The 24,627-nt window shown below is 51.1% G+C and carries 22 protein-coding genes; 8 read left to right on the forward strand and 14 right to left on the reverse strand.

Going from position 1 to position 24,627, the window contains the following annotated elements; translation table 11 throughout:
- Positions 1-22 precede the first annotated feature (22 nt).
- The 3 genes from infB to IE117_RS14755 all read left to right on the forward strand — a co-directional run bounded on the left by infB (position 23) and on the right by IE117_RS14755 (position 3,938).
- Positions 23-3,019 (forward strand): translation initiation factor IF-2, encoded by a 2,997-nt coding sequence (infB, locus tag IE117_RS14745; RefSeq protein WP_189565193.1) that lies wholly within the window; start codon positions 23-25, stop codon positions 3,017-3,019.
- A 232-nt stretch (positions 3,020-3,251) separates the two neighbouring features.
- Positions 3,252-3,584 (forward strand): hypothetical protein, encoded by a 333-nt coding sequence (locus tag IE117_RS14750; RefSeq protein ID WP_189565194.1) that lies wholly within the window; start codon positions 3,252-3,254, stop codon positions 3,582-3,584.
- A gap of 51 nt (positions 3,585-3,635) precedes the next feature.
- On the forward strand, positions 3,636-3,938 hold the full coding sequence (locus IE117_RS14755; protein ID WP_189565195.1) for a hypothetical protein: 303 nt from the start codon (positions 3,636-3,638) through the stop codon (positions 3,936-3,938).
- Positions 3,939-3,951: 13 nt separating this feature from the next.
- Here IE117_RS14755 and IE117_RS14760 read toward each other — a convergent pair whose 3' ends face one another.
- The 9 genes from IE117_RS14760 to IE117_RS14800 all read right to left on the reverse strand — a co-directional run bounded on the left by IE117_RS14760 (position 3,952) and on the right by IE117_RS14800 (position 14,455).
- Positions 3,952-4,827: an alpha/beta hydrolase gene (locus IE117_RS14760; protein WP_189565196.1), complete on the reverse strand. Its 876-nt coding sequence runs from the start codon at positions 4,825-4,827 to the stop codon at positions 3,952-3,954.
- A 30-nt stretch (positions 4,828-4,857) separates the two neighbouring features.
- Positions 4,858-6,573: a GMC oxidoreductase gene (locus IE117_RS14765; protein ID WP_189565197.1), complete on the reverse strand. Its 1,716-nt coding sequence runs from the start codon at positions 6,571-6,573 to the stop codon at positions 4,858-4,860.
- Between the two features lie 40 nt (positions 6,574-6,613).
- The gene (locus IE117_RS14770; RefSeq protein ID WP_189565198.1) at positions 6,614-7,804 is read right to left on the reverse strand and encodes an acyltransferase family protein; all 1,191 of its coding nucleotides are present in this window, start codon (positions 7,802-7,804) and stop codon (positions 6,614-6,616) included.
- 30 nt (positions 7,805-7,834) lie between these two features.
- Positions 7,835-8,263, reverse strand: coding sequence for a VOC family protein (locus IE117_RS14775; protein WP_189565199.1), 429 nt, complete (start codon positions 8,261-8,263; stop codon positions 7,835-7,837).
- A 15-nt stretch (positions 8,264-8,278) separates the two neighbouring features.
- Complete coding sequence (locus IE117_RS14780) at positions 8,279-8,731, reverse strand: DUF4488 domain-containing protein (RefSeq protein WP_189565200.1); 453 nt, start codon at positions 8,729-8,731, stop codon at positions 8,279-8,281.
- A 205-nt stretch (positions 8,732-8,936) separates the two neighbouring features.
- Positions 8,937-9,122 (reverse strand): hypothetical protein, encoded by a 186-nt coding sequence (locus IE117_RS14785; protein WP_189565201.1) that lies wholly within the window; start codon positions 9,120-9,122, stop codon positions 8,937-8,939.
- Positions 9,123-9,218: 96 nt separating this feature from the next.
- Positions 9,219-11,363 carry a glycosyl hydrolase 115 family protein gene (locus tag IE117_RS14790; protein ID WP_189565202.1) on the reverse strand — a complete coding sequence of 715 codons (2,145 nt, stop codon included), beginning with the start codon at positions 11,361-11,363 and terminating at the stop codon, positions 9,219-9,221.
- 718 nt (positions 11,364-12,081) lie between these two features.
- Positions 12,082-13,800 (reverse strand): GMC oxidoreductase, encoded by a 1,719-nt coding sequence (locus IE117_RS14795; RefSeq protein WP_189565203.1) that lies wholly within the window; start codon positions 13,798-13,800, stop codon positions 12,082-12,084.
- Between the two features lie 58 nt (positions 13,801-13,858).
- Entirely contained in the window at positions 13,859-14,455 is a 597-nt protein-coding gene (locus IE117_RS14800) for a gluconate 2-dehydrogenase subunit 3 family protein (protein ID WP_189565398.1), read from the reverse strand.
- A 228-nt stretch (positions 14,456-14,683) separates the two neighbouring features.
- On the opposite strand from IE117_RS14800, the gene IE117_RS14805 reads away from it, so the two are divergent.
- Positions 14,684-15,382, forward strand: coding sequence for a DsbA family oxidoreductase (locus IE117_RS14805; protein WP_189565204.1), 699 nt, complete (start codon positions 14,684-14,686; stop codon positions 15,380-15,382).
- Positions 15,383-15,405: 23 nt separating this feature from the next.
- Here IE117_RS14805 and IE117_RS14810 read toward each other — a convergent pair whose 3' ends face one another.
- From IE117_RS14810 to gnd, 3 genes are all read right to left on the reverse strand, one after another.
- Entirely contained in the window at positions 15,406-16,503 is a 1,098-nt protein-coding gene (locus IE117_RS14810) for an imelysin family protein (RefSeq protein ID WP_189565205.1), read from the reverse strand.
- A gap of 229 nt (positions 16,504-16,732) precedes the next feature.
- Complete coding sequence (locus IE117_RS14815; protein WP_189565206.1) at positions 16,733-16,963, reverse strand: hypothetical protein; 231 nt, start codon at positions 16,961-16,963, stop codon at positions 16,733-16,735.
- Positions 16,964-17,075: 112 nt separating this feature from the next.
- Positions 17,076-17,975, reverse strand: coding sequence for a phosphogluconate dehydrogenase (NAD(+)-dependent, decarboxylating) (gene gnd / locus IE117_RS14820; RefSeq protein WP_189565207.1), 900 nt, complete (start codon positions 17,973-17,975; stop codon positions 17,076-17,078).
- A gap of 187 nt (positions 17,976-18,162) precedes the next feature.
- Here gnd and IE117_RS14825 point away from each other — a divergent pair, with 187 nt between their 5' ends.
- Positions 18,163-19,632, forward strand: coding sequence for a gluconokinase (locus tag IE117_RS14825; RefSeq protein ID WP_189565208.1), 1,470 nt, complete (start codon positions 18,163-18,165; stop codon positions 19,630-19,632).
- 36 nt (positions 19,633-19,668) lie between these two features.
- Here the strand turns inward: IE117_RS14825 and IE117_RS14830 are convergent, their stop codons facing one another.
- Positions 19,669-20,844 (reverse strand): PQQ-dependent sugar dehydrogenase, encoded by a 1,176-nt coding sequence (locus IE117_RS14830; protein WP_189565209.1) that lies wholly within the window; start codon positions 20,842-20,844, stop codon positions 19,669-19,671.
- A gap of 61 nt (positions 20,845-20,905) precedes the next feature.
- Between IE117_RS14830 and IE117_RS14835 the strand changes: the two genes are divergently transcribed.
- Both IE117_RS14835 and recN read left to right on the forward strand, forming a co-directional pair.
- A complete protein-coding gene (locus tag IE117_RS14835) occupies positions 20,906-21,154 on the forward strand; it encodes a hypothetical protein (protein WP_189565210.1) in 249 nt (82 codons plus the stop codon).
- Positions 21,155-21,214: 60 nt separating this feature from the next.
- On the forward strand, positions 21,215-22,909 hold the full coding sequence (gene recN, locus IE117_RS14840; RefSeq protein ID WP_189565211.1) for a DNA repair protein RecN: 1,695 nt from the start codon (positions 21,215-21,217) through the stop codon (positions 22,907-22,909).
- A gap of 56 nt (positions 22,910-22,965) precedes the next feature.
- Here recN and IE117_RS14845 read toward each other — a convergent pair whose 3' ends face one another.
- Positions 22,966-23,373, reverse strand: coding sequence for a DoxX family membrane protein (locus IE117_RS14845; protein WP_189565212.1), 408 nt, complete (start codon positions 23,371-23,373; stop codon positions 22,966-22,968).
- Positions 23,374-23,613: 240 nt separating this feature from the next.
- On the opposite strand from IE117_RS14845, the gene IE117_RS14850 reads away from it, so the two are divergent.
- Positions 23,614-24,603, forward strand: a complete 990-nt coding sequence (locus IE117_RS14850) for a chemotaxis protein CheB (RefSeq protein WP_189565213.1) — start codon at positions 23,614-23,616, stop codon at positions 24,601-24,603.
- The last annotated feature ends 24 nt before the right edge of the window (positions 24,604-24,627 follow it).

A 24,627-nucleotide genomic window follows, 5' to 3' on the forward strand; every position in this document is an offset into this window, starting at 1 on the left:
AATTTTTTGTTAATTGCTGAATATGGCAGAAGAAAAAATGATGCGCCTGAGCCAAGTGGCAAGGATCCTGAACGTAGGTACCTCTACGATCGTGGACTACCTGTCGACCAAAGGTTTCAAGGTGGACTCCAGTCCGAATACCAAGTTGAACGCTGCCCAAATCGATTCTTTGGCTAAAGAATACGATTCGGACAAGCTGAGGGATTCGGGTGGACGGCAGAAACCAGCCGCCGAACCCGAACCGGAAAAGAAGGAAGCCAAGCAGGAAAGCGGCGTGGATGAAGTGCTTTATTTCCGCACTCCTCCCAGCAGCCCCGTGGAGGCAGAAAAAAAGGAAGAGAAGCCCGCCGAGAAACCAATCGAGGAGGAGAAAAACCTGCCGATCGAAGCGAAGCTGCCGGGTATTAAGGTGGTCGGCAAGATCGATCTTAACGCGCGTAAGCCCATAGCTGCGCCGAAGCCTGAGCCCAAGCCAGCTCCGGTGGCCAAGGAGGAGCCAGTCGCTCCCCAGCCTGAGGCGCCTAAGCCCGAACCTGAAGTCGAAGCTCCCGAAGTTAAAGCTCCGGAAATCGAGGAAAAGAAGGCAGCGCCTCCTGTTGAGGAGCCCGCACCCAAGCCAGAACCAGTTGAGGCAACGAAGCCGGTTGAGCCTGCAGAAGCACCGGTCGCTGAAACTCCCCCTGTGGAAAAGGCCCCGGAAATTGCTGCTAAGGTACCTGAGGAGGTAAAGCCAGCCCCTGCTCCCAAGCCAGTGGAAGCCATAGCTCCCAAAGCGGAGACTCCCCCCCCCGCCGTGGAACCTGATGCTACTGAAGCTGACGATGTTATCGAAGCCAAAGGAAAGCAGCTCCGGGGATTGAAGGTGGTAGGCAAGATTGAACTACCCTCGGAGAGAACAAAGAAAAAAGATGCAGCGACTGGTGAAGCAAGCGACAAAAAGCGTCGGCGCAAGCGCAAGCGAATCCGCGACAACCGTGGCGAGGCCACACCTGCGCCCGGAGCGGCCACAGGTACGCCTGTTCCCAGAACCACTACTACTGCCAAGGGCACAACGGCTGGCAGCAGCACTCCTCGTGGCAAGGCGAGCAGCCGCCGTGGCGGTCGCCGCGAAGAGGTTTCCGACAAGGAAGTAGCTGACAATATCAAAGCCACAATGGCCCGTATGGGAAGTGGCACCGTAACGCAACAGCGTGGCCGTGCGGCCAGCAAGCGGCGTCGCGACCGGGCTGATCAGGATGATAGCGGCTTCGATCAGAACGAAACCAAGATCCTGCGTGTGACCGAGTATATCTCGGCCAATGAACTGGCTTCCCTTATGGATGTCAGTGTGCAGGAAGTTATTTCGGTATGTCTGAGCATGGGCATGTTTGTGTCCATCAACCAGCGTATCGATGCCGAGGCAATTACCTTTATTGCGGATGAATTTGGCTACGAAGTGGAATTCATTTCTGCCGAGGAAGAAATTCAGAACGAAGTGGTAGATGTCGTGGACGACCCGGAAGACCTGGAAGAGCGCGCTCCTATCGTCACCATTATGGGTCACGTTGACCATGGTAAAACCTCATTACTCGACTACATCCGTTCTGAAAACGTTGCCAGCGGTGAGGCAGGCGGTATTACCCAGCACATTGGTGCTTACAGTGTCAAGACCAAATCAGGCAAGCAGGTGACATTCCTGGATACGCCCGGTCACGAAGCCTTTACGGCTATGCGGGCAAGGGGTGCCAAGGTGACCGATGTGGTCATCGTGGTGATCGCTGCCGATGACAGTGTGATGCCCCAGACGCGTGAGGCAATCAACCACGCGCAGGTAGCAGGTGTACCAATCGTTTTTGCATTTAGTAAAGTCGATAAACCCGGTGCCAATACGGAGAAAATCCGTGAGGAGCTTTCGCAGATGAACTACCTGGTTGAGGATTGGGGTGGTAAATACCAGTCGCAGGAAATCTCTTCGAAGTCCGGCATGGGTGTCGATGATTTGCTGGAAAAAGTACTACTCGAAGCCGAATTACTCGAACTCAAAGCCAATCCAGACCGTCGTGCGGTCGGAACAGTGGTGGAAGCATCACTTGACAAAGGGCGTGGCTATGTGACCACAATTCTGGTACAGGCAGGTACGCTCAAAGTCGGCGACATAATTCTGGCCGGAGCACACCACGGACGTGTGAAAGCCATGACGGATTACCTGGGCAAAAAACTGAAAAAGGCGGGGCCATCTGACCCTGTACAGGTTCTTGGCCTGAACGGTGCTCCACAGGCAGGCGATAAATTCAACGTGATGGATCAGGAGCGGGATGCCCGTGAACTGGCCAACAAGCGTGAGCAAATCCTGCGTGAGCAAACCATCCGTTCCCGCAAGCACATCACACTGGAAGAAATCGGCCGACGCAAAGCCATCGGCTCTTTCAAAGAGCTCAATCTGATTGTGAAGGGCGATGTGGATGGTTCGGTGGAAGCCCTGTCGGACTCCCTTCTGCAACTGTCTACCTCCGAGATTCAGGTCAATACCATCCACAAAGCAGTGGGTCAGATTTCGGAATCGGACGTCAACCTTGCGATTGCCTCTGATGCCATCATCGTGGGCTTCCAGGTTCGGCCTTCGCCAAGTGCGAAGCGCATGGCCGAGCAGGAGCAAATCGAAATCCGTCATTACTCGGTTATTTATCAGGCCATCGATGAAATCAAAGATGCCATGACGGGCATGTTGGCCCCGACGGTGGAAGAAACCGTGACCGGAAATATCGAGATTCGCGAGGTATTCAAGATCAGCCGTATCGGTACCATTGCGGGTTGCTACGTGACGGACGGCTTCGTGAAACGTAACAACAAGATCCGTATTATTCGCGATGGTATCGTGATCCACACGGGCGAGATCGATTCTCTGAAACGCTTCAAGGAGGATGTCAGTGAAGTGCGGTCAGGGTATGAGTGTGGTCTGAATATCAAGAATTTCAATGATATTGAGGAAGGAGACATCATCGAGAGCTTCGAGTTGAAAGAGGTGAAGAGAACTCTCTGATCAATGGGGTATAAGTCTTGACCAAGTGCGGCGTAGTCTGCACCTTTGATCAGTTGTTTGATTTTATTTGGAGCATATATTTTAAAAAAAGCAGGCTTTCGGGCCTGCTTTTTTTTATGGATGTCTAGTCAAAAGTAGGTAAGCTCATTGTATCCATAAAATCGACATTTCAAGGAAAGGCATAGTTTTTTAAGATCAGTAATTTGTAAATGTACCCATCAACAGACGACTCATGGATAACAAGAATAAAGTGGACGACACTCAGGACAATTCGCTGGCTCATGCCTTAAACGAAGAAAAGGAAAACAAACCCAAATCCTATGATCCCGATCGTTACCTGCCTACCGCTACCAGCGAGCAGGAGTACGAACCTGAAAAACCTTTGGAAGAGAAAGAGCCGGATGAAGGATACAGCACTAATCCGGCGCAGGGCAAAGAAGAAGCTTCGCTGCACCTGGCGGATGAAGACATGGATCGACGTCCGGAGAATCCGCTGGAGGAAGCGGAGAACCTGAAAGAAAGCTACGAAAAGAGCCAGAAGAATTCCGCCGAAGAAGGTAAGTAGGCAGGACTGGGTATTTTTGATTGCAATTACTAATTCTTAAAAATCACGATTATGCAAGACAGCAAAGACAAAGAACCGGAAAAGGAATACGTTCAAAACGAAGAAGAAAGCCAGCGAATCGACGAAGAGCGGGTAGTGCAGACGCATTCAAACTTAGGACTTGTGGATGCCCGGCCAGGAGAAAGTACCTTCGCGACGGGTACCAAAAACCACAGCACTGAATTGGATCATGCCTTCGACGAAGTACCTGATCAAATCGTTGACGAAGTGGCCCTGGAAGATGATCTGTCGGATACTGTCACGATTTTGGAAGAGGATTCCCTCAAAAACGTGGACAAGACAGATGAGCAATAATTGGACGCGGTAGTTATTGAAAGGCTTCCATGATGTGCTCGGCCGCTTTACGGGGTGATAATTCATGGGTTTCACCAGGTTCCAGATAGAAAGCGTAGGGAACACGGAGCAACCGAAGCTTATCGGCTAGTAGTTGTCCCTGCCGCGGCGAAACGAGTTCATCGCTTTCGCCGTATACCAATATTGTACGCGGGGAGCGGGCGCTCGCCAGGTAGAAAGGACTGTCGTCTTTGAATATGTCAATCGGCCCGCCGTAAGCATTTCCTGTCAATAACTCTACTTTGGACCATAAAGTCTTGTCGAGCCATGCTCGCAGGGAAAGTTCGGTCGGTGCCGAGGCAGCTACCACAGCCTGAATGTTAGTTTCCGTGGATTTGTAAGCGTAGGTCAGGGCAATGTGCCCTCCTGCGCTAAACCCGGTCAGGCGAAATCGGTTCTTCCGGATGTTATACTTTTCTGCATTGACGGTAAGAAAGGTGATAACGCTTTGCAAATCTTCCAGTTGCAGTTCCAGTAAATTGTTGGAAGAGCTGGCCACGCGATAATTCATGTTCACGATCGCAAGATTCTTGCGTTCGTTTTTCAGGATGTCCACCGTTGGTTTGAGAAACGACTTGTCACCACTCACCCAACCCCCTCCATGCAATAAAATAACTACCTCTGCGGGGGTACTGTCTTCTGCGACCGGAAGATGAAGGTCAAGGGTCAGGTTTCTTACCTTGCCAAACTCCACATCCATCTTCTCATTATAGCCCTTAATAGGACTATCAAAGTAGAATCTGTCAGGCTCGATTCCTAACTTTTCACATCCCGAAATCGCTAAAACACACATCACCGCAAACCCCGCTGCTATTCTTCTGGCGAAATCGTAAACCGACCTTCTTTTCATGCTATCTGAATAAATCAAGCTCAAAACTACCTATAAATATCCTCTTTTCAATTCGGCAAATGCGCGGTCCACTGCCCGCGCGGTCAGAGCCATGAACGTGATCGATGGATTCTGATTCCCGACCGAGGTCATGCAGGCTCCATCCGTGACAAATACGTTTTTCACTTTGTGTAGTTGGTTCCACTCGTTCAGGAGAGACGTTTCAGGGGAGCGGCCCATACGCACACCACCCATTTCGTGAATATCCAGGCCCGGGGCTTGTCCGGTATCATACGCGTTGATAGTCCTGCATCCAGCCGTTTCCAGCATTTCTGAACCCTGGACCAAAAAATCGTCCCGCATTTTGAAATCATTTTCGTCGTATTCAACCGATGTGACTAAGAGCGGCACGCCCCATTCGTCCCTTTGGTCTTTACTTAGCCGCACGTGGTTCGTTTCTTTTGGAATGGTTTCGCCCTGCATCTGCATGAATACCCGCCAGCCGCCGGGATTGCTGAGGTTATCCTTGAATTCGGCACCAAAGCCCCGCTGCCCCAACCCCTGCTCCCAGCCACTGCGAGCCGCGCTGAATGCCACCATATAGCCACGCTGGAAACCCAGATTCTGCGATTCGCGCAAATTGCGGAATGCAGGCATAAATACAGACGTCGGACGACGACCGTAATAATAGCCGTCTTCAAAACCCTCTATTGATGCCACGATGTTACCCCGGTAGTTATGAAACGCTACGTACTTGCCCAGCAAGCCATGATCATTACCCAGCCCGTTGGGAAAGCGACTTGATTTGGAGTTGAGCAGGATAAGATTGGAATTGAGCGCCGCCGCATTTACAAAAATAATTTTGGCAAAGTACTCGGTTTCTTCTTTGGTATGTGCGTCGATAACCTTCACACCCGACGCTCTGCCTTTGCTCTCGTCATAAATAATTTCAGAAACTACCGAATCGGGTCGGATGGTCAGGTTCCCCGTTTGTTCGGCCCAGGGTAGGGTAGATGAGTTCGAACTGAAATAACCTCCGTACGGACATCCCCGGTAACAAAGGTGCCTGGCCTGGCACTGCCCGCGCCCCTGCGCCAAATGTACCTCGTTGGGTTGGGTAAGATGCGCGCAGCGCCCGATGATTACATGGCGGTCGGTGTAGCGGGCCTTAATCTTTTTCTGCATACTTTTCTCCACGCAATTGAGCTCCCAGGCAGGCAGGAATTCCCCGTCGGGCAGGCTGTCGATGCCGTCGCGGTTACCACTTATCCCCACAAACTTTTCGACGTAGCTGTACCAGGGCGCAATATCTTTATAGCGGATGGGCCAGTCCACAGCAAAGCCGTCGCGAGCCGGGCCTTCGAACTCAAAGTCGCTCCATCGTTGCGTTTGCCGCGCCCAGATGAGCGATTTGCCGCCAACCTGATAGCCGCGAATCCAGTCGAAAGGTATTTCCTGAACGTAAGGATGTTCATCATCCTTGACGAAGAATTTTTCGGTGGCTTCGTCGAAGGCGTAGCAGCGGTTGACGATAGGATTTTTTGCTTTCTGTGCCAGCGGATCGCGGAGGTGATGGGGGAAATCCCAGGGATTGAGCATGGCCGTGGGATAGTCAGTTACGTGTTGTACCATTCGTCCTCTTTCCAGAACCAGCGTTTTCAATCCTTTCTCGCAAAGTTCCTTAGCCGCCCAACCCCCGCTGATCCCTGAGCCGATGACGATGGCGTCGTACGAATGTTGCGCTTTACTTTTCAGATTGAGGTTCAAGTGTCAAAGTTGGGTAAGGGTTGAAGAGTTTTGAAAAAAGTTAAATTCTGATGAAAAGCTTTTTTCTATACATCCAATAAAGAATCAGCCACTGGACCGCCAGGATAACGAAACCGCTGATGAGGGTTTTGTATGGTTCACCAAATAGCAGATCATATTGCGGGCTGATATTGATGCGAAAGGACTCATCGATGAAGCCGACTACCGTGTGGGCCAATATGTAAGCCGCAATGGAGTTCATTCCTACCACAATCAACGGGAAAAACGCCCTTTTGGTTTTTTGAACATCCACCACGAAATAAAATAAGGCGAATAGCACAAAACACCAGGCCCCGCTGAATAAAGTCCAGGCGGGAGTCCATATACGTTTCACGATAGGATTGATTCCGGTGAGATGCAACAGAATGGCAACGGCGAATAATCCCGCCGCGGCGATGGCGAGTCGGCGCATCAACCAGGATGAAGACGGAGCCGCTCTCAACCAGCGGCCGGCGACAAGCCCCAGAATCATGGTGCCCAGGGTGGGGATGAAGCTCAGAGTGGCATAGCCGCCTCCGTTGAACAGAAACGGTTTTTCCCTCGGGAACAGGTTCAGAAACCAGCGGTCGAAAGCCCAGGCGGCGTTGGTGTTCTTGTTCCAGTGCGCTGCAAACCCGCCGAGGTTATGTTCCCAATCGGCCGCGACGCCCGTTAGCGACCAGTCGAAATCCGCTCCCGGCAGGGGGTGAAAAGCGAACAGAGCCCAGTAACCAACCAATATCACCCCCAAAGCAGTCCAGGTGCTGCGTTCGGAGCGCAAGCCTAAAGCGTACAGGAAAGGATACCCCAACCCGATCTGAGTAAGCGTATCTTCAAATGTGAAGTTGGTCTGGTTACGGCCCATCGAACGCAGGAATATTCCCAGTAATATAAGTACCAACGCCCGGCGCAGCGTGCGTAGCCAAAGGTAGGTTTGGCTGTGGCCGCGAGAGGCGCGGCTGGCCATGGAATAGGGGAGCGCCACACCCACCAGAAAGGTGAACGAAGGCTGAATTAAATCGTGCAGCGAGCAGCCTGTCCACGGCACATGGCTTTGATGAAAACCCAGAAACCCCCAGAAAGAACTTTCGGGTAACGCTTCGGCTACGTGGGTGAATTCCAGTACCTCGGCCATCATCAATAGCATAACCAGTCCTCGGTAGGCATCTACCGATGATACTCTTTGCGGGAGGGGATTGTTGACAACAGCCAAATTACAGAAGGTTGAAAAAGTTAAACCATATCAGACAGCGAATAACTGACTGATGTCCTGGAAGGATTTGAATTCCAAAGCATTACCGGATGGATCAAGAAAGAACATTGTGGCTTGTTCGCCGGGTTGCCCTTTGAAACGGATATAAGGCTCAATAATGAATTTGATGTTGTGGCTTTTCAGGCGGGCTTCCAGCGTGTGCCAGTCGTCCCATTCAAGCACTACGCCGTAGTGGGGCACCGGCACATCATGACCATCCACCGGGTTGGAATGGAGCGCAACGTCCTCGGCAGGCTTTGGTTTGTAGTGAATTACGAACTGATGGCCGTACAGATCGAAGTCCGTCCAGTGCGTATCGCTGCGGCCTTCGCCGCAGCCAAGTACTTCGCGGTAAAACTTGCGCGCAGCTTCTAAATCATGGACGGGAACAGCGACGTGGAAGGGGGTGAGTTTGGGCATGGTTGGTTAATTTCTCTATTTGGTTTTAACGCGTTTGTATTTTTCAGTGATAACCCGATCGATGCCCAGCTCGGCTACTTTTTCTATTCCTTTTTGCGTCAGGGTATCGTTCTCGATCTTAATCGTAAATTCAAAGGTGTGCTTCTCCCAGGCCGGATCCACAAAATAGTCCAGATGCTCCGTGTAGGTACTGTCCCGCAGAGTGTAAGTACCACCCCCGGCCGAAAATGGTGAGGCGGTGGAGTCCTTCTGATTGCTTAGAGTATGATTCAGAAAAGCAAAATGCGTTTCGTTCAAGATTTTGATCATTTGCCGGCTGGAATCAAAGGTAGAGTATACCGAGTCATTTTCCATGGCGGTTGCCGATACCAACTCCCAGGTACCTGTCAGTGGAAGCTGCCGGGGCTTTTCCTGACACGAGAAGCAGAAGAAAACAATTAAAAACAGGAGAGACCCGGAAAGTTTCATAAGTGACTGGCAGAAAGTTTGGAAACTACGCAAAGGTAAAGGGTATCCCCTTCTTTATCCAGATAAAAGTACCGGGAAGCTCCGTCGCAGAAAGGCATCCTTTCGGAGAATCCACTAATGTAATTTTTGATCCCTCACCGTTCAGAATTTGCCGCTTTCCGCTTCCCATGGTTCATAGTATCAGGGAGCAAAAAAATAGAGCGAGTTAGTACTTGGCCTTTCCATAAAAACTACCAATACGCTGGGCAGGCCGCAGGACTACGGAGTGTATGGCGTAGTTTTGTGCCTCACGTCTACCGCGTATCAATGGCTGAAAGTACCCCAGTAGGCCAAAAAGCCCGCCGATCATTTCATTGACGCGCCCGCGTCCAGATTTGGCTGGAAAAGCCATGGCTGATCGCGCCTTTGTTCAGCTCCTCGACCAGGCGCGCGAGTCCGCATGGCAATCTACAAGGTTTATGACTGTGTTCATCCATCAATAATAGTCTTACCGGATCCCGAAGATCTTAAAACTATCGATCAGGACACCTGCGTCTATCATGCGCAACTTTAAGGTGTGTTTTCCTTTAACGAGTTTCAGCACAGACAGTGATTTGGTAGTTTGGTTAGAAAGCACGTTTTCTTTCCATTCTTCGCTCCTGCCGATAGTTTCGAAGTCAACCATTTGCCAAGTACCTTCGTCCACCTGAAGCGCCACTTTTTGTCCCGAAGAAAGGGTCAACGGATGTAAGGGAATAGCCTTTATCTTAATTTCTACTGAGCCGGTTTCGGGTAAATTAAAATCGTATTCAACTTGCGGCTGATTGGATTTGAGCGGGGAAGCAATTGTAAACGGTCTGGAAACCAACAAATTACCCGAAAAACCAGGTTCTGATATTTTCTCCCAATACGCATCCGGGGTAGATGAAATACGGCTGTAATCGCCCGCCGGAATATCAACCAACGACTTGGGTACACTCACAGTCGATTTCTGCTCCACATTCTTAAGAGCTTCTGGTGTACTAAAAACGGGCAACTGTCGCGGGTTCATGGTCATAACATGGTTCCATTTGCCGTTTGAAATGATGTGATTATACTTATTTGTAAGACTGACAATGGAGTCGTAAGCGGCAACAGCTTTTTGAAAATACGGGTTGTTGTCGGTGCGTTCGCCGGATTTTGTGGTATAGTAGAGGTCAAGATTTAAAAATTTCTTATTCATTTGGCTTGCCGCCCGAACGGGATAGCCCACCAGTTGAAAATAAGCTGACGCATAGTCGCTATTTCGGGGCTGTAAAGCCAGTGTTTCACGGTCAAGTTTGTCATAGGCTGCAAGCCGTTCCTCGACTTCCTCCAAACTGAAAGTTGTCGGATGGGTGGGAGTTGTGGGTTCTACTTTGCTCCACCCCATAAACTCGGGTTTTCTGATGTAGGAAAGGCGGTAATTTTTCCAAAGCAGCGCCGCCGCTTCCTTTGAATTCAAATTGCTCTTTGTCCAGTTTTCAAGGTGTTTAAAAACCGATTCATTCGTCAGAAACGGCCTGATGTCATAGGCCATATCCAAAAAAAGTTGCGTTGGGTATTCAATGGCTTTAATATCGCCTACGTTTACCACCCAAACGTTTCTCGCTCCTGTTTCATAGGCTTTTTGCATCTCAAAACGCATTAAAGCGGGGTCGGTAGTACCAATCCAAAGATAATCGTGGGGGCGCCCCCAATACGAGGCATGGTAGTACACACCCGCTCCTCCTGTTCGTTTTCGTTCGGTTTCGTTGCTCAGGCTTTTAATGTAGCCGTAGTTGTCATCCGGCCAAATGAGCGTTACGTCCTCGGGAACGTTTAGTCCGGCTTTATACAAATCCAAAACCTCCTTGTAGAGAGTCATTACCTGCGGCACCTCAGCAGGGGCTTTTCCGGTCACCTGGCTTAACAGCTGCCGTTGGTCATTAATAATCCTATTCGTTAATTCCACGGCTTCCGCTTCGTTTTTTGTCCCTTCCATGCCGCTGTCGTGCTTTCCTCGCATCCCGATCGAATACAAATTCCCGAAGCCTTTGATTTCTTCGAGGCGGCTCTGCCAATACGTCCGAATCTTTGCCGAATTGGTAATGTAGTTGTACTCACCCATAGTCTGGTCGTTCCATTCATCCACGTTGTTCCGCATGAGGGGCTCTGCGTGCGAGGTGCCAACCACGATTTGGTATTTCTGGGCCACCTCCTTGTTTTCGGGATAGTGGTAAAAGGCCTTGGTACTTGGGTGCATGGCAGGCCAGATAAGGTTGGCCTTCAAACGAAGCAGTAGTTCAAATACTTTTGCGTACGTTTTCGGGCCAATGTCTTTCAGGCCGGTTTCAAATGTTTTCGCCGCCCAGGGTTGTAGGCCCCAGTCTTCGTCGTTGATAAAAATACCCCGGTATTTCACCGATGGCGCAAGACTCACAGAGTCATTTACCCAAAAGGCTTCCTTCCGTTTTTGTACGGGTACATCCGCCCAAAAGTGCCACGGACTTACGCCTGCTCTCTCAGACAAACCGAAAACACCGTAGGCCAGCCCTCTTTTATCTGACCCCGTAACAACCAGCGTGTTAGTATTGTAAGTGGTATAAGAAAAAGTTTCCCACTTGTTTTGAATTTCTTTATCGATTTCTTCCAAAAATTTCTTTTTAATTCTAGGGGTTTTGTCGTTTACAAGACGTAAAACGATGGAAATATTTTCGTTTTTTGTATCAAAGACTTTGGCGAGATCATCCGTTAGAAATTCGGCTAAAAACTTTTCGAATTCTTCATCCGGATTGGAGATTTTAATAATCGGCTTACCATCAATCGCTATTTTATTTTGTGCCGACAAAGTCAGTAAGCCTGAGAATGAAAGAAGAAATAACAGAAAGAAGGACTGCATCTTATGTTTTGGGCACATCTTACTTTTCATAAATAAAGTTTAATTTTTTCTTTAAAATATTACGTTGCGTATCAGCCTATTCAGCAGCTCACCTCTCGTCTCATTTTGCTCAACACTTCGGAATACAGAAATGAAAGACCAAACTGAATCCTGGTACTTGCCACGGAATATGATTCCGTAAACTCATGCTCGCCCGGAGTTATTGAAGCTCAAAGTAGTTTCACTAAAAACCTATCCCCATACCTACAGTTCGTAAGTCCCAATCTTTATTGATGGATGATTTAGTCAGTGTAGTTTGCCCTATTCGACCCCGACAGGGTCATAGCTATAAGTTTCCGATTTGGCTCGCTCGTCAATGATACCAAATCAATCACCAAATTAAAGAAAATGCCTTCACCTATAAAAAAGGCAAAGGCATTCTCTAAATAACCGATTGACAACGAGTAATTGTCAATTATTCATTAACTACCAACTACGCGTTCATCTTCTTCAACTCGCTCACAGCGTGGTCGGCGGCGCGGGCGGTGAGAGCCATGTACGTCAGCGAGGGGTTCACGCAGGAAGCCGAAGTCATGCACGCACCATCGGTCACGTAGACGTTCTCGGCGCCCCACACCTGATTGTGCTTGTTGAGCACGGAGTTCTTCTGATCGGTACCCATGCGGGCGGTTCCCATTTCGTGGATACCGATGCCGGGTGCTTTCGATTCATCATTGTACGGATTGACGTTCTTCACTCCGGCAGCTTCGAGCATTTCAGCGGCGTCGTTCATCATGTCGATACGCATTTTCCTTTCGTTTTCGCCATAGGCAGCATCGAATACCACGATCGGCATATCCCACTTGTCTTTCTCGGTGCTGAGTGTAAAGCGGTTGTCGGGGTTCGGGATCATCTCACCGAAGCCGCCCATACCGATATTCCAAGGTCCGGGCTTTGACATTTCCTCTTTAAACGCTGCGCCGAAACCCGGCTGTCCGCCGCCCCGGCCCCAGTTGGCCCGGCTGCCACCGCCCTGGTAGCCAAATCCGCGCACGTAGTCGCGCTTGTCGCTGCCCCAGTTGCGGTAGCGGGGTACGTAGATTCCGTTGGCACGGCGTCCGAAATAGTACTTGTCATCGAAGCCTTCCATCTGGCCTGCGGCACCGACGGCCAGGTGGTGGTCCATGATGTTACGGCCCAGTTGGTCGCTCTCATTGCCCAGCCCGTTGGGGTGACGGTCCGATTTTGATTTCATCAGAATCGTGGTCGAGGGAATGGCCGATGCATTCAGGAAAATGATTTTGGCAAAGTACTCCTTGATATCACCCGGATCGTTTTGATTAATAACCCGAACGCCCGTGGCTTTACCCGCCTTGTCGTCGAAAATTACCTCGGACACGATAGAATCGGGCAGCAGCGTCAGGTTACCCGTCTTGGTGGCGGCGGGCAAGGTAGCTGACTGTGTGCTGAAATAGGCACCATAAGGACACCCCCTCATGCACATATTACGGAACTGACATGCCGCCCGGCCCAGTTCGGTATGGAAGGCCTGCGGTTGCGTGAGGTGCGCCACCCGGCCAATAATGATCTTCCGACCGGCAAACTTCGATTCGATGTCACCTTTGATTTTGGTCTCCACGCAGTTCATCTGCATGGGAGGCAAAAACTTGCCATCGGGTAGTACGTCCAGTCCCTCGCGCGAACCGCTGATCCCCGCAAATTTCTCCACGTAGTCGTACCAGGGCGCAACATCCTTGTAGCGGATGGGCCAGTCGGTACCCAGGCCCTCCTTGGCGTTGGCCTCGAAATCCTCCTCGTTCCAGCGGTAGCTTTGACGACCCCACAAAAGTGAACGCCCGCCTACGTGGTAGCCGCGTATCCAGTCGAATCGGCGGGTTTCCTTGTAGGGGTTCTCTTTATCGTTTTCGAAGAAATGGCGGTGTTCCTCGTTGGCGGTATAGCCCGTACGGAAGTTGGCCCAATATTCTTCACGAGCCATGGTCGTCACGCGGCCACGGTGTTCCAGTTCCCAGGGGGGAGCTTGCATGGTCGGGTAGTCCGTCACGTGTTTTACGTCACGCCCCCGCTCCAGCATCAGTACTTTCAAGCCCTTTTCGGTCAATTCTTTGGCCGCCCAGCCACCGCTGATTCCGGAGCCCACGACGATGGCGTCGTACGTAGCCTGCTGTTTTGCTCTTATATTCAGGTTCATTATTTAGTGTTTTCGGTTTAATATGTTAAGGAAGTATTCGATTTTGACCACCGACACCCTACATAGCCCAGGCCTTCTGACCGGGCTGCAGGTCGATGCAGCCGTCGTAGCGACCCGGTACGGCCACATATTCCAGGGCCTGAGTAGCGCCCGGCTCCGAGGTAAAGTACCCCAGCAAGGTCAATTCTTTCATCAGGCGGAAGAAAGGCACACCCGGTTCGTCGAAGTTCTGGCCCGCTTCCTGGGCTTTGGAACGCTCGTCGCCTATGCGCTTCAACTCGTCCATCGATTCCTGTTCGGCGGCGGTCAGTAACGTAATCTTTTCTTCGGCCGAAGCTTTCATGAAATCCTTATCCTCCAACTTCGATAACCCTGCCATGAAGCTTTTCTGGTCTTTCTCGTAATAGCAGTCTTTCAGCATTTTCTGAACGAACTCGCCCACTTTGGCGTCTTTCGCACCGGGCGTGTCGGTTTTGGGAATAATGACTTCGGCCACCTCAGATACAAGGTTCAACTGATCGGGGTCGAAGCCAAAATCAGCCCCCGTAGCGGCGTCTTTGGTTTTGCAGCCGTCCATGAAAGCAATCATGGTCGGGGCGGTCACGGCACTGCCCATCAACAGGGCGACACGCGAAAGCGCCTCTCGTCTATTCATCATAATGGTAATTGTGTAGGGTTAACAATGGAGAATGTAAAATTACATTCGATAAATGCAAAATATAGTATTAGAAACGAATTTTTTATTCAAAACCGATGTGCCTGGTAGTCTTCGGCCAAAATGTTTTCAAAAACCTGTCACCAAGCCGTTTCCGGAAGGAGTGAATCATTTGAGTATCGGGCCTGTTTTCCTCTATAATAATTACAGAAATTCAATTTTATACTGATGAATACCTTAGTGAATAATAAAATAACGATCGATATTGTTTCGGACGTGGTGTGCCCCTGGTGTTACGTGGGAAAGAAACGACTGGAAGACGCGCTTGAACAATTGGGAAACCCCGAAGACGTGGAAATCACCTGGCACCCGTTCCAGCTCGACCCTACGATTCCGGCCGAAGGCATGGATCGCAAGAAATATTTTATCAAGAAGTTCGGCGACGAAGGCCGCATCCGGCAGATGTCCGAACACTTGACTCAGGTGGGCAAGGAAGCTGGAATCGACTTTAACCTGGATGAGATTTCAGAAAGCATCAATACGCTTCCCTTACACAAACTACTTCACGTAGCCGGACAGGAAGGTTTCCAATCCGAGGCGGAAGAGATGTTGTTTCAAGCCTACTTTTCTCACGGAAAGGACTTGAAAAACCTGAAAGTACTGGCAGAGCTTTTCGCCCCCTTCGGTTGGGACGAGGCCAAAATCGAGGGGATTGTTGCTGACGACACTATCGGCTACGCGGTGCGGCAGGAAATCGACCACTTTCAGCAGATGGGCGTGAGCGGAGTACCTTTCTTTATTATCAACAACAAATACGGCATTTCGGGGGCACAGCCCGCTGAGGTACTTGTTCAGGCCCTCACGCAGGTACGCGAGGAAGTGCTGGAAGCAGCTACTGGTGAAGTTTGTGGGCCGGAAGGTTGCTGATAGACAAATTGTCGAACTACCCGTTACTGAACGGTGAGCGTCAGTCCGAGCACGGATGACATATCACTCTTAAGGTAACGGGTATTGTTTTGGAGTTCGGTTTGGAGTTTCTCGACTTTGGGTCGATTGTTCTGGATCTCCTTGGTGAGGGAGGAGGTTTCTCCCAAGCCAGCCAGCGCCTGGCGGATAGCGGCAAACTGTGTATCCGTACTACTAACCAATGCCGGGCCACCGCGCACGGTTTGGAGGTAGTTGTCGAAACCAAGACCGTCTTGCTGGCCTACGCGTCCGCGCCAGATGTCTTCGAGGGCTGTGAAGTGCGCCCGGATGAATTCCAGCGATTTGCCGCTGTAATAAGCTTCGACCAGAGTGGGTTGAGGACCTTGTTGCCCGGCCGAACCGTCCAATGGTAAATCGACTTTTCGGTTTTTCAAATCTTCGAAGCTTTGGACGAGTCCATTGTAAAGCTCGGAAATCGAACTTCCTACGGCAGTGCCATCGCTGTTGATAAAGGTATCGCGGTAAGTCGCCCACCCCGTCACGACACTGTCCACCTGCGTCTTGACATTGGCAATCTGCTTCCGAAGGTACACTTCCCGGCTTGCGGTAATGAGCCCGTCGAGTATACGCTGATTGTCACCGTTGACGTCGAAAATGAGGTACTCGATCGCCAGCATACCGCGCGCACCGTAGTTTTCGTCGTTCGGGACTGGTAAACCTTTGGCGATGGTAATCTCCATTTCCCTGATGTCGGTGGGAAAGGTGCCAATTTCCTGCACGAGATTCTTTCGGCTGCCCGATTTTCCGGCCGGACCGAAATTGTAGGCATTGACCGACTGAAAGGCCAGGTGGGTCTTGGTCCAGGTAGTTTGCAGGGCGGAGAGATTAGCGAGCGTCGGTTGTGCGGCCAGTGTTTCTGCGGCCTGTTGCAGAGTGTTTACGTTGGTCTGTAATTCTTTGAAAGAGGGAATGATAAGATCATCGGCATAATGTCTCAGCATGTCTTTAAGGGCAAATTGCTCAGGCTTTTCAACTTCCAGGTTGGAAGAAGTGCACGCAGGAATGAGCGAAAGCATTGCCGCTGCCAGCGAGAGGAGAAAAGTGAATCGGAGTCGTTGCATTTTACTCGGGCTTTAATGTTGCATTCTCATTTAGTAACTCCAAAGCTACGATTCTATGTATACTTATTCCGGATATTTATCGAATTTTCGAGAAATAGGCAGGCGGTTAGCTCAATAAGAATTTTGAGCTATGCAGGTCAGTTTTTGCTGGAAGGCATTTTGAAATAAAAAATCCGGTTGGACAGATAAAACGATCTGTCCAACCGGATTTTTTTAAGATTGGGGCCCGTTAGTGATGTTCCTCGTTGGCAGCTTTCTCGGTAAAGTAGCCAGCGTAAATCGCTACTGCTCCCAGAAGACCGAGAATGAAAACGAGCATGTCGCCAAAAATTCCCAAAATCAGCAGAAGGATAAGGAATGAAGCGACGTAAAAACCCGACGAAAGCTCGTTGGATTCTGAATGAGTATGCGAAACGTGCTCGATAGGAGTCGTTGGGTGGGCAATGTGCGTTTCTTCCATTTCAGGCGTTAGTTTTTAGCTATTAGGTTCACGGTTTGTCAGGATTAGCTGTCCCCAAACCTTAGTTGCAAGCGCGAAAGTACTAATTTCCCGGAATTCCCGAAAATTGTCCTCAGCTTTTCACTACGGCGTGGCCGCCGAACTCGTTCCGCAGGGCGGCCACGACCTTGCCCGAGAAGGTGTCATCTTCCATAGACCGGTAGCGCATCATCAGCGACAGAGCAATCACGGGCGTAGGAACACCAAGGTCCAGGGCCGTTTCCAGTGTCCACTTTCCTTCACCGGACGAGAACATCTTGCCCCTGATTTCGTCCAGATTGGCGTCTTTTGAGAAGGCGCGCTGGGTCAGCTCCATCAACCAGCTACGAATTACAGAGCCATTGTCCCAGACGCGGGCCACCTGCTCGTAGTCGAGGTTAAAATTGGATTTGCTCAGTACTTCAAAACCTTCGGCGATCGACTGCATCATGCCGTACTCGATGCCATTGTGGACCATCTTGACAAAGTGTCCGCTACCCGGAGCTCCCGTGTGCAGGTACCCGTTGTCCACCGAAATATCCTTGAAAATCTGCTCGCAATGCGCAAATACGGCGTCTTCGCCGCCGATCATGGTGCATGCTCCGTGCCGGGCGCCTTCCATGCCGCCGCTCGTGCCGCAGTCCAGAAAGTCGATGCCTTTCTCTTTCAGGCTCTGGTAGCGCAGCAACGTATCGGTGTAGCGGGAGTTGCCACCGTCGATGATAATATCATTCTGGTTGAGTAGCGGCACGAGCTGATCCATCACACTTTGGGTGATTGTGCCTGCCGGTACCATGAGCCAGATTACCCGCCGCCCGGTGAGTTTCTGGGTAAGCTCTTCCAAAGAGTGAGCACCGTGAATGCCATCCATCTTGATGAATTCTTCCACCACCTCGTCGTTGACGTCATGGCCGATTACCTCATGGCCATGATCTTTGAGGTTTTGGGCAAGATTAAAACCCATCTTGCCGAGGCCAATCATTCCGATTTGCATAATTTATGTTTATTGGTAAGTGATCACGGGGCAGCCCGCGCTGTGGTTAATTTTTGGGGAATGTAGCGAAGTTTTCATATCCTTACAAGCAGGTTTTGGTTAAAAATATCATCTACTGCTATTATTCAGGACTCTAAGTGCAGGGCGGAGGGCAAACCACCGATCCCTCATCATTCATCACAGAAAAATGGCATATATCATTGGTGCTGATCTCGGCACAACGAATATCAAGGCAGTGGCCTTCAATCTGAAAGGAGAAATCCTGGCCGACCACAGCGAAGAATACCCCATGATTCACCCGCAAGCGGGCTGGAGCGAACAGGATCCCGAGACAATCATGCGGGCGGTGGAGTACTGCATTCAGTCGGTAGTCAAGAAATGCCGGGCTGATGGGGAGGTGCTGGGATTATCGTTCAGTGCGGCCATGCACAGCGTAATTGCGCTGGATAAGGAAGGCAAGCCGCTGACGCACTCGATCATCTGGGCCGATAACCGCAGCGCCGAACTCGCCGATGCATTACGCGAAACCCGTGAGGGGCGTAAAATGTACAGAACCAATGGCACGCCCATTCACGCGATGTCGCCGCTGTGCAAACTACTCTGGTTGCGCGACAACGAGCCGAAACTATTTAAGGAAGCCGCCCGCTTTGTCGGAATCAAAGAGTACGTGTTTTTCAAACTCACCGGAAAGTACCTCATCGACTACTCCATCGCTTCGGCTACCGGGCTGTTCAATATCGAAAAATTTGCCTGGGATGACTACACCTTAAAGTACCTCGGCCTCACGGCTGATCGTTTCTCCGAACCCGTGTCGCCTTACCACCTTGTAAATCTGCCCGCTGAAAATGCCCTGGGACTACCCGAAGGCACCCCCATGGTACTGGGTGCCAGCGACGGTTGCCTGGCCAACCTGGGCAGCGGAGCCATCGTGCCGGGGACAATGGCCGTCACCATTGGCACCAGCGGTGCGGTGCGTATCTCCTCTCCAAAACCGTTTGCCGACGAGCAGATGCGTACCTTCTGCTATATTCTGGACAAGGAAACCTATGTCATCGGCGGAGCCTCCAACAACGGCGCGGTGGTCTTCGAATGGCTGAAAGACCACTTTTTCGACGAAATCGAGTACGAGGATTTATTCAAGAAGGCGGCCGAAATTCCGCTGGGCTCCGACGGGCTGCTGTGCCTTCCCTATCTGCTGGGTGAGCGGGCCCCGCTATGGAATTCCGCCGTGCGCGGTGGTTTCGTCGGGCTGGACATTTACCACACGCCGACCCACTTCGTGCGGGCCGTGATGGAGGGTACTTTACTAAACCTTTACAGCATCGGGAAAGTGCTGCTGGAAAATCAGGAGGTAAAGGCCATTTATGCCAATGGTGGATTTGCCAAGAGCAAAACCTGGGTGCAGATGCTGGCCGATGTGTTCGGCATCACGGTCAATCTAAACGATACGGTCGAGACGGGTTCGGTGGGCGCGGCCCTGATGGGGTTGAAAGCGCTGGGACATATCGACAACTACGCGGATGCCAAACAATTTACTCCGATCGGCCATATTTTCAAACCCAACGCCGCCAATCACAAAGCCTACGAAGCACTACAGGAGGACTTTGAAGAATGGGCGGGAATATTTGACAAGCGGGCAAAAAGTGGGAAGGCGTAACCTGTCTTCCCACTTTTTGCCCTGCTTACAGGAAACTTACATGGGACTGACCCGAAAGACCGTTCCCGAATTTTCGGCTACTACGTAGATGTTGCCGTCAGCACCCTGGCGAATGGTACGAACACGACCGATGCCTTCGAGGATCTTTTCCTGTTTGGTTATCTGGTCGCCTTTGACCGTGCAGAGCATAACGTAGTTGAATTTCAGCGAACCCACCAGCAGGTTGTTCTTCCAGTCGGGAAACTTGGGGCTGGTGACGAAGGCCATGCCGCAGGGCGCGATGGACGGCCGCCAGTAAATGACGGGCTGCTCCATGCCCGCACGGGCGGTGTCTTCCGAAATAATGCTGTTGTCGTAGTCGATTCCGAAAGTAATGGCGGGCCAGCCGTAGTTAGCGCCTTTTTTTACTATGTTCACTTCATCGCCGCCCTGAGGACCGTGCTCGTGCTCCCAGACTTTACCCGAGACGGGATCGAGCGCCAGACCTTGCGGATTTCGGTGGCCGTAGGAATAAATTTCTTCCAAACCTTTCTTGGTACCCACAAACGGATTGTCTTTCGGTACTCGGCCATCGTCGAAAAGCCGCACCACTGTTCCTTGATGATTCATCGGGTCCTGCGCTTTTTCCTTTTGCCCGCGTTCACCCAGGCTCAGATACAGGTAGCCCTCCCGGTCAAATACGACACGTCCACCGAAGTGAGGGTTGGATTTGACATTGGGTGTGGCCTTGAAAAGTACCTTCTTGTCCACCAGTTTGTGGTTTTTCAGCTTGGCCCGCATTAGGGCGGTGTTCGCGCCATCAGCGTCGCCAGCCTCACCAGGTGCGGCGGGGGATGCATAAGTAAGGTACAACCAGCCGTTTTTGGCGTAGTCGGGGTGCAGCACAACATCCAGCAGGCCGCCTTGTCCTTTGGCCAGTACTTCGGGAACGTCGCCAATGGGCTTAGGGTCGAGTTTGCCGTCGTGAACCAACCGCAAAGTACCTCCGCGCTCCGTGACGAGCATGTCGCCGTCGGGCAGGATGGCTACCGCCCAGGGCGTTTTCAGGCCCGTTACCACGGTGTCCGTTTTGAGAGCCATGGATTGGCCGGGGCCCTTTGGGGCTACCGCTGAACCGGGGCCGGTCAAGCCGAAAGCCGCCAACGTAGCCAGACCAAGTGCTGCGGCTGAGATTTTTTTCCTTGAAAAAGTGAAAAGTTTTTGAAGATGCATTGGGAAATTTTATTTTGATCAGAAGTGAAATATCAACAAATATAGGGAAATTGCCGCTGTCATGAGTAAACGCCTCCTCCGTCTGTTTCCGCCCTTCCAGGAAGGGCTTCCCCCGCTTTTGGCCGCAAAAATTAACATTGTCCAGCGTGATGGCCGAACGCTTTTTGGCCATTTGGAAAAGCTGGAGGCAGATTCACTTGTCCTGCGCGATCTGCGGAGCCACCCCCACCGGGTTCAGTTGGCCGACGTCGCTGAAATCATCTTCGACCGGAAATCAGAAATCTTTCCAAAAATAGACGAATCTTTGTGAATCTTCTGACCCTTAGATTGCGTTGGTTCATTCCTGCCCAATATCAGAAATCACCATTTTATGCTCGTCAATCTTCTCATAAAAAATTACGCGCTAATCGAGCACCTCGAATTAGCGCCTGATAATCAGCTTAATATCATTACGGGTGAAACCGGCGCGGGTAAGTCCATCATGCTCGGTGCCATCGGCCTGTTGCTGGGCAACCGCGCCGACAGCAAGTCACTTTACGATCCGGCCAAAAAGTGCATCATCGAAGGTACTTACGATGTGTCGGGCTACGCCCTGGAACACGTTTTTGAGGAAGAGGAACTCGACTTTGGCCAGCATTGCATTGTACGCCGCGAAATCAGCCCGAACGGAAAGTCGCGGGCATTTGTCAACGACACGCCCGTAAATCTCGACACCCTGCGGCGCGTTACGAATGAGCTGATGGATATTCACTCCCAGCATGATTCGATCATGCTGGGGAACAATGAGTTCCAGTTGCAGGTGGTGGATGTCTATGCCCAGACCGACAAGTACCTGAAAAAATACCGTAAGGATTTTCGTGTATACCGAGAAACCCGCGATGAGTACGAAGCGATGAAAAAATCGGCGGACCGGCTGCGGAAGGAGTTCGACTACAATAATTTTTTGTACCAGGAACTGTTCGAGGCCGGATTACAGGCCGACGAGCAGGAGAGTTTGGAAAACGAACTCACTATTCTGGAAAATGCCGTCGAAATCAAGGAAAAGCTGCAACTGGCTTACGACTACCTCGACAATCCCGAGCAGTCGATCCTCGACTTGCTTAAAGGTGCGGTTGGCACCCTCACTCAGGTCAGCCGGCTTGTGAACATTTATGCGCCCCTGCGCGACCGCGCCCAAAGTGCGTTGATTGAGCTGCGCGACCTGGCCGACGAAGTAGGGAGCGCGGGCAGCCTGGTCGAGGTGGACGACGATAGAAGTACCCTTGTCCGCGAACGGCTGGACCTGATCTACCAGCTTCTGAAAAAGCACTCAGTCCGTGATGTCTCTGAGCTGTTGGTACTGCAGACTGACCTTGAGGGAAAAGTAAGCCAGGTCCTCAACATGGACGAGGACCTTGAAAAAGCACTGGCAAAAACCGAACGCGCCCGGGAACGCATGATGCAGAGCGCCACCAAGCTTTCCGCCGCCCGCAAGGCTGTCTGCAAAAGCATCGAGAAAAACATCTGTGAAGGCCTTATTGAGCTGGGCATGCCCAACGCCTCTCTGACCCTCGAAATGACCGAGGTGCCGCCCACCAGCGACGGAATCGACTTTATTTCCTTCTTGTTTAGCGCCAACAAAGGCATCAAACCGCAGGAACTGCGCAATGTGGCGTCGGGCGGTGAATTCTCGCGCCTGATGATGGTGATTAAGTACATTCTGGCGGATAAGCGCCGACTGCCGACCATCGTTTTTGACGAAATCGACACGGGTGTATCGGGTGAAATTGCGATCAAAATGGGCAATATGATGCGGCAAATGGCCCAGAATCACCAGATCATCGCCATTACGCACCTGCACCAGATTGCGGCGCAGGGTTCGGCGCACTACTTTGTTTATAAAGATCACTCATCGGCCAAAACGGTCAGCCGCATTCGCAAGCTGGGCTTTGAAGAAAGGGTGGGGGAGATTGCCCAGATGATCGGCGGCAGCAAGCCCTCCGAAACCGTGGTGAACAATGCCCGGGAGATCCTGACCCACACTACGGCGCAGATGAACGAAAAGACTCAGACGAAGCTGTTCTGAATTTTGTAAAGTTGGATTTTCAGAATCTTCATCGACTTAGGGGAAGCCTTTTTAGGCTATCCCCTTTTTCTTTGATTGTCCAGCGCCCAGGTGTTATCGCCTGCGTACCGCATCAGGAAGTAAAAGAACAGGGAATAGACAATCTGAGAACCTACCAGACCCCAGTCCTGTCGTAATGAAGTACCAAAAATAAGTACCATCATCACGACCGCGCCGGCGATGATGGCCTGTCGGGTGAACAAGCCCAGCAGCAGCAGCAAGCCAATGACACCTTCAACAAAGGGTAGCGTCGTTGCAAATATTTCCACCATTGGCTGTGGCAGCCAGGTTTCCTGAAAATCGGCCACGACTTTATCCCGGAATTTATCCAGGTTACCGAAAATCCGCACCACCCCGTGCATCAAAAAATTGAGCCCCATCGTCAGGCGAATGAGCAGGTAGGCAATCTGAGCATCTTTATTCATAGGAATTGGAATCTGGGTTGGTTAATTGTTGCGGTAATTCACTCTTTCTTTACGTTCACTAATTTTGCCACCTGGTCGCCACGTCACCGAACGTCTGGTAAGTAGTTGGGGTGGATATCTCTTTGAATTTATCCTGTATTCAGGCCTGTTCATCAAATATTTATGCCAAAGTTTCAAATAGGCTGGCCCGGTTTTTTGAAACTTCGATTGACTCATCACAAACTGTAACCGGGAAGATAAATGGATCCCCATTCCCCATTCCGTATTATTCTGATTGGCGCCTCTGCTGGCGGGCATGCCGCTGTCCTTACCACTTTAAAGGATATTCCACCGGACATAAATGCCTGCTTTCTAGTAGTGATACACACGTCCTTTGATGCGACTTCGGCTTTTGCCAGCTATTTGGACGGCAAGATTAATCTGCGAGTGAAGGAAGCCCGGCACGGAATGCCGATCGAAGCCGGCACAGTGTATGTGGCCGTACCAAACAACCATCTGGCTTTGCAGGGTGGGGAAATCATGCTCACCAGAGGGCCGAGAGAGAATCTGTTCAGGCCATCCATCGACGTACTGTTTCGCACTGCCGCAGTGTCGCAAAAAAACAGGTGTGTGGGCGTGCTGTTAACTGGTCGGCTGAACGACGGCACGGCCGGCTTATCGGCCATAAAACGGTGTGGCGGGCTGACGGTAATCCAGAACCCCCGTACCTCAGAGTACGCCGAAATGCCCCGAACGGCCCAGCGGGAAGTCGAGATTGACCACACCGTAAATCTGGAAGATATGGGTGAGGCAATCATAAAAATCGCGCAGACAAAACTACCGCCGGAAATAACGGTTCCACGAAATCTGGTGCGTGAAGCGGGCATTGCCATGAAAATCGAAAGCCAGGTAGCAACTGATGAGGCGCTCGGTGAACAAGTGCCGTTGAGCTGCTCTAGCTGCGGTGGACCACTCTGGAAAATGGATGATCCCCACCAGCAGCGTTTCCGATGCCATGTCGGCCATTCGTTCACGCAGGAAGCGTTGTTGGAAAGTCAAAACACAGCGCTGGAAGAAACGTTGTGGATTGCGTTGCGCACTCTGGAAGAAAAACAAGCCTTGCTGAAGCGAATAATACTGGATTATGACAACCGTGGATTCAAAACCCTCGTGCCCTCATACAAAGACAAACTTGCCGAAGTGAAAACGCACGCAGAACGACTGCGTACTCTGATGCGGTTGCACGACTGAAAATTGAATGTATACTATGACTTT

This window comes from Persicitalea jodogahamensis, assembly GCF_014651615.1.
Lineage (GTDB): Bacteria > Bacteroidota > Bacteroidia > Cytophagales > Spirosomataceae > Persicitalea > Persicitalea jodogahamensis.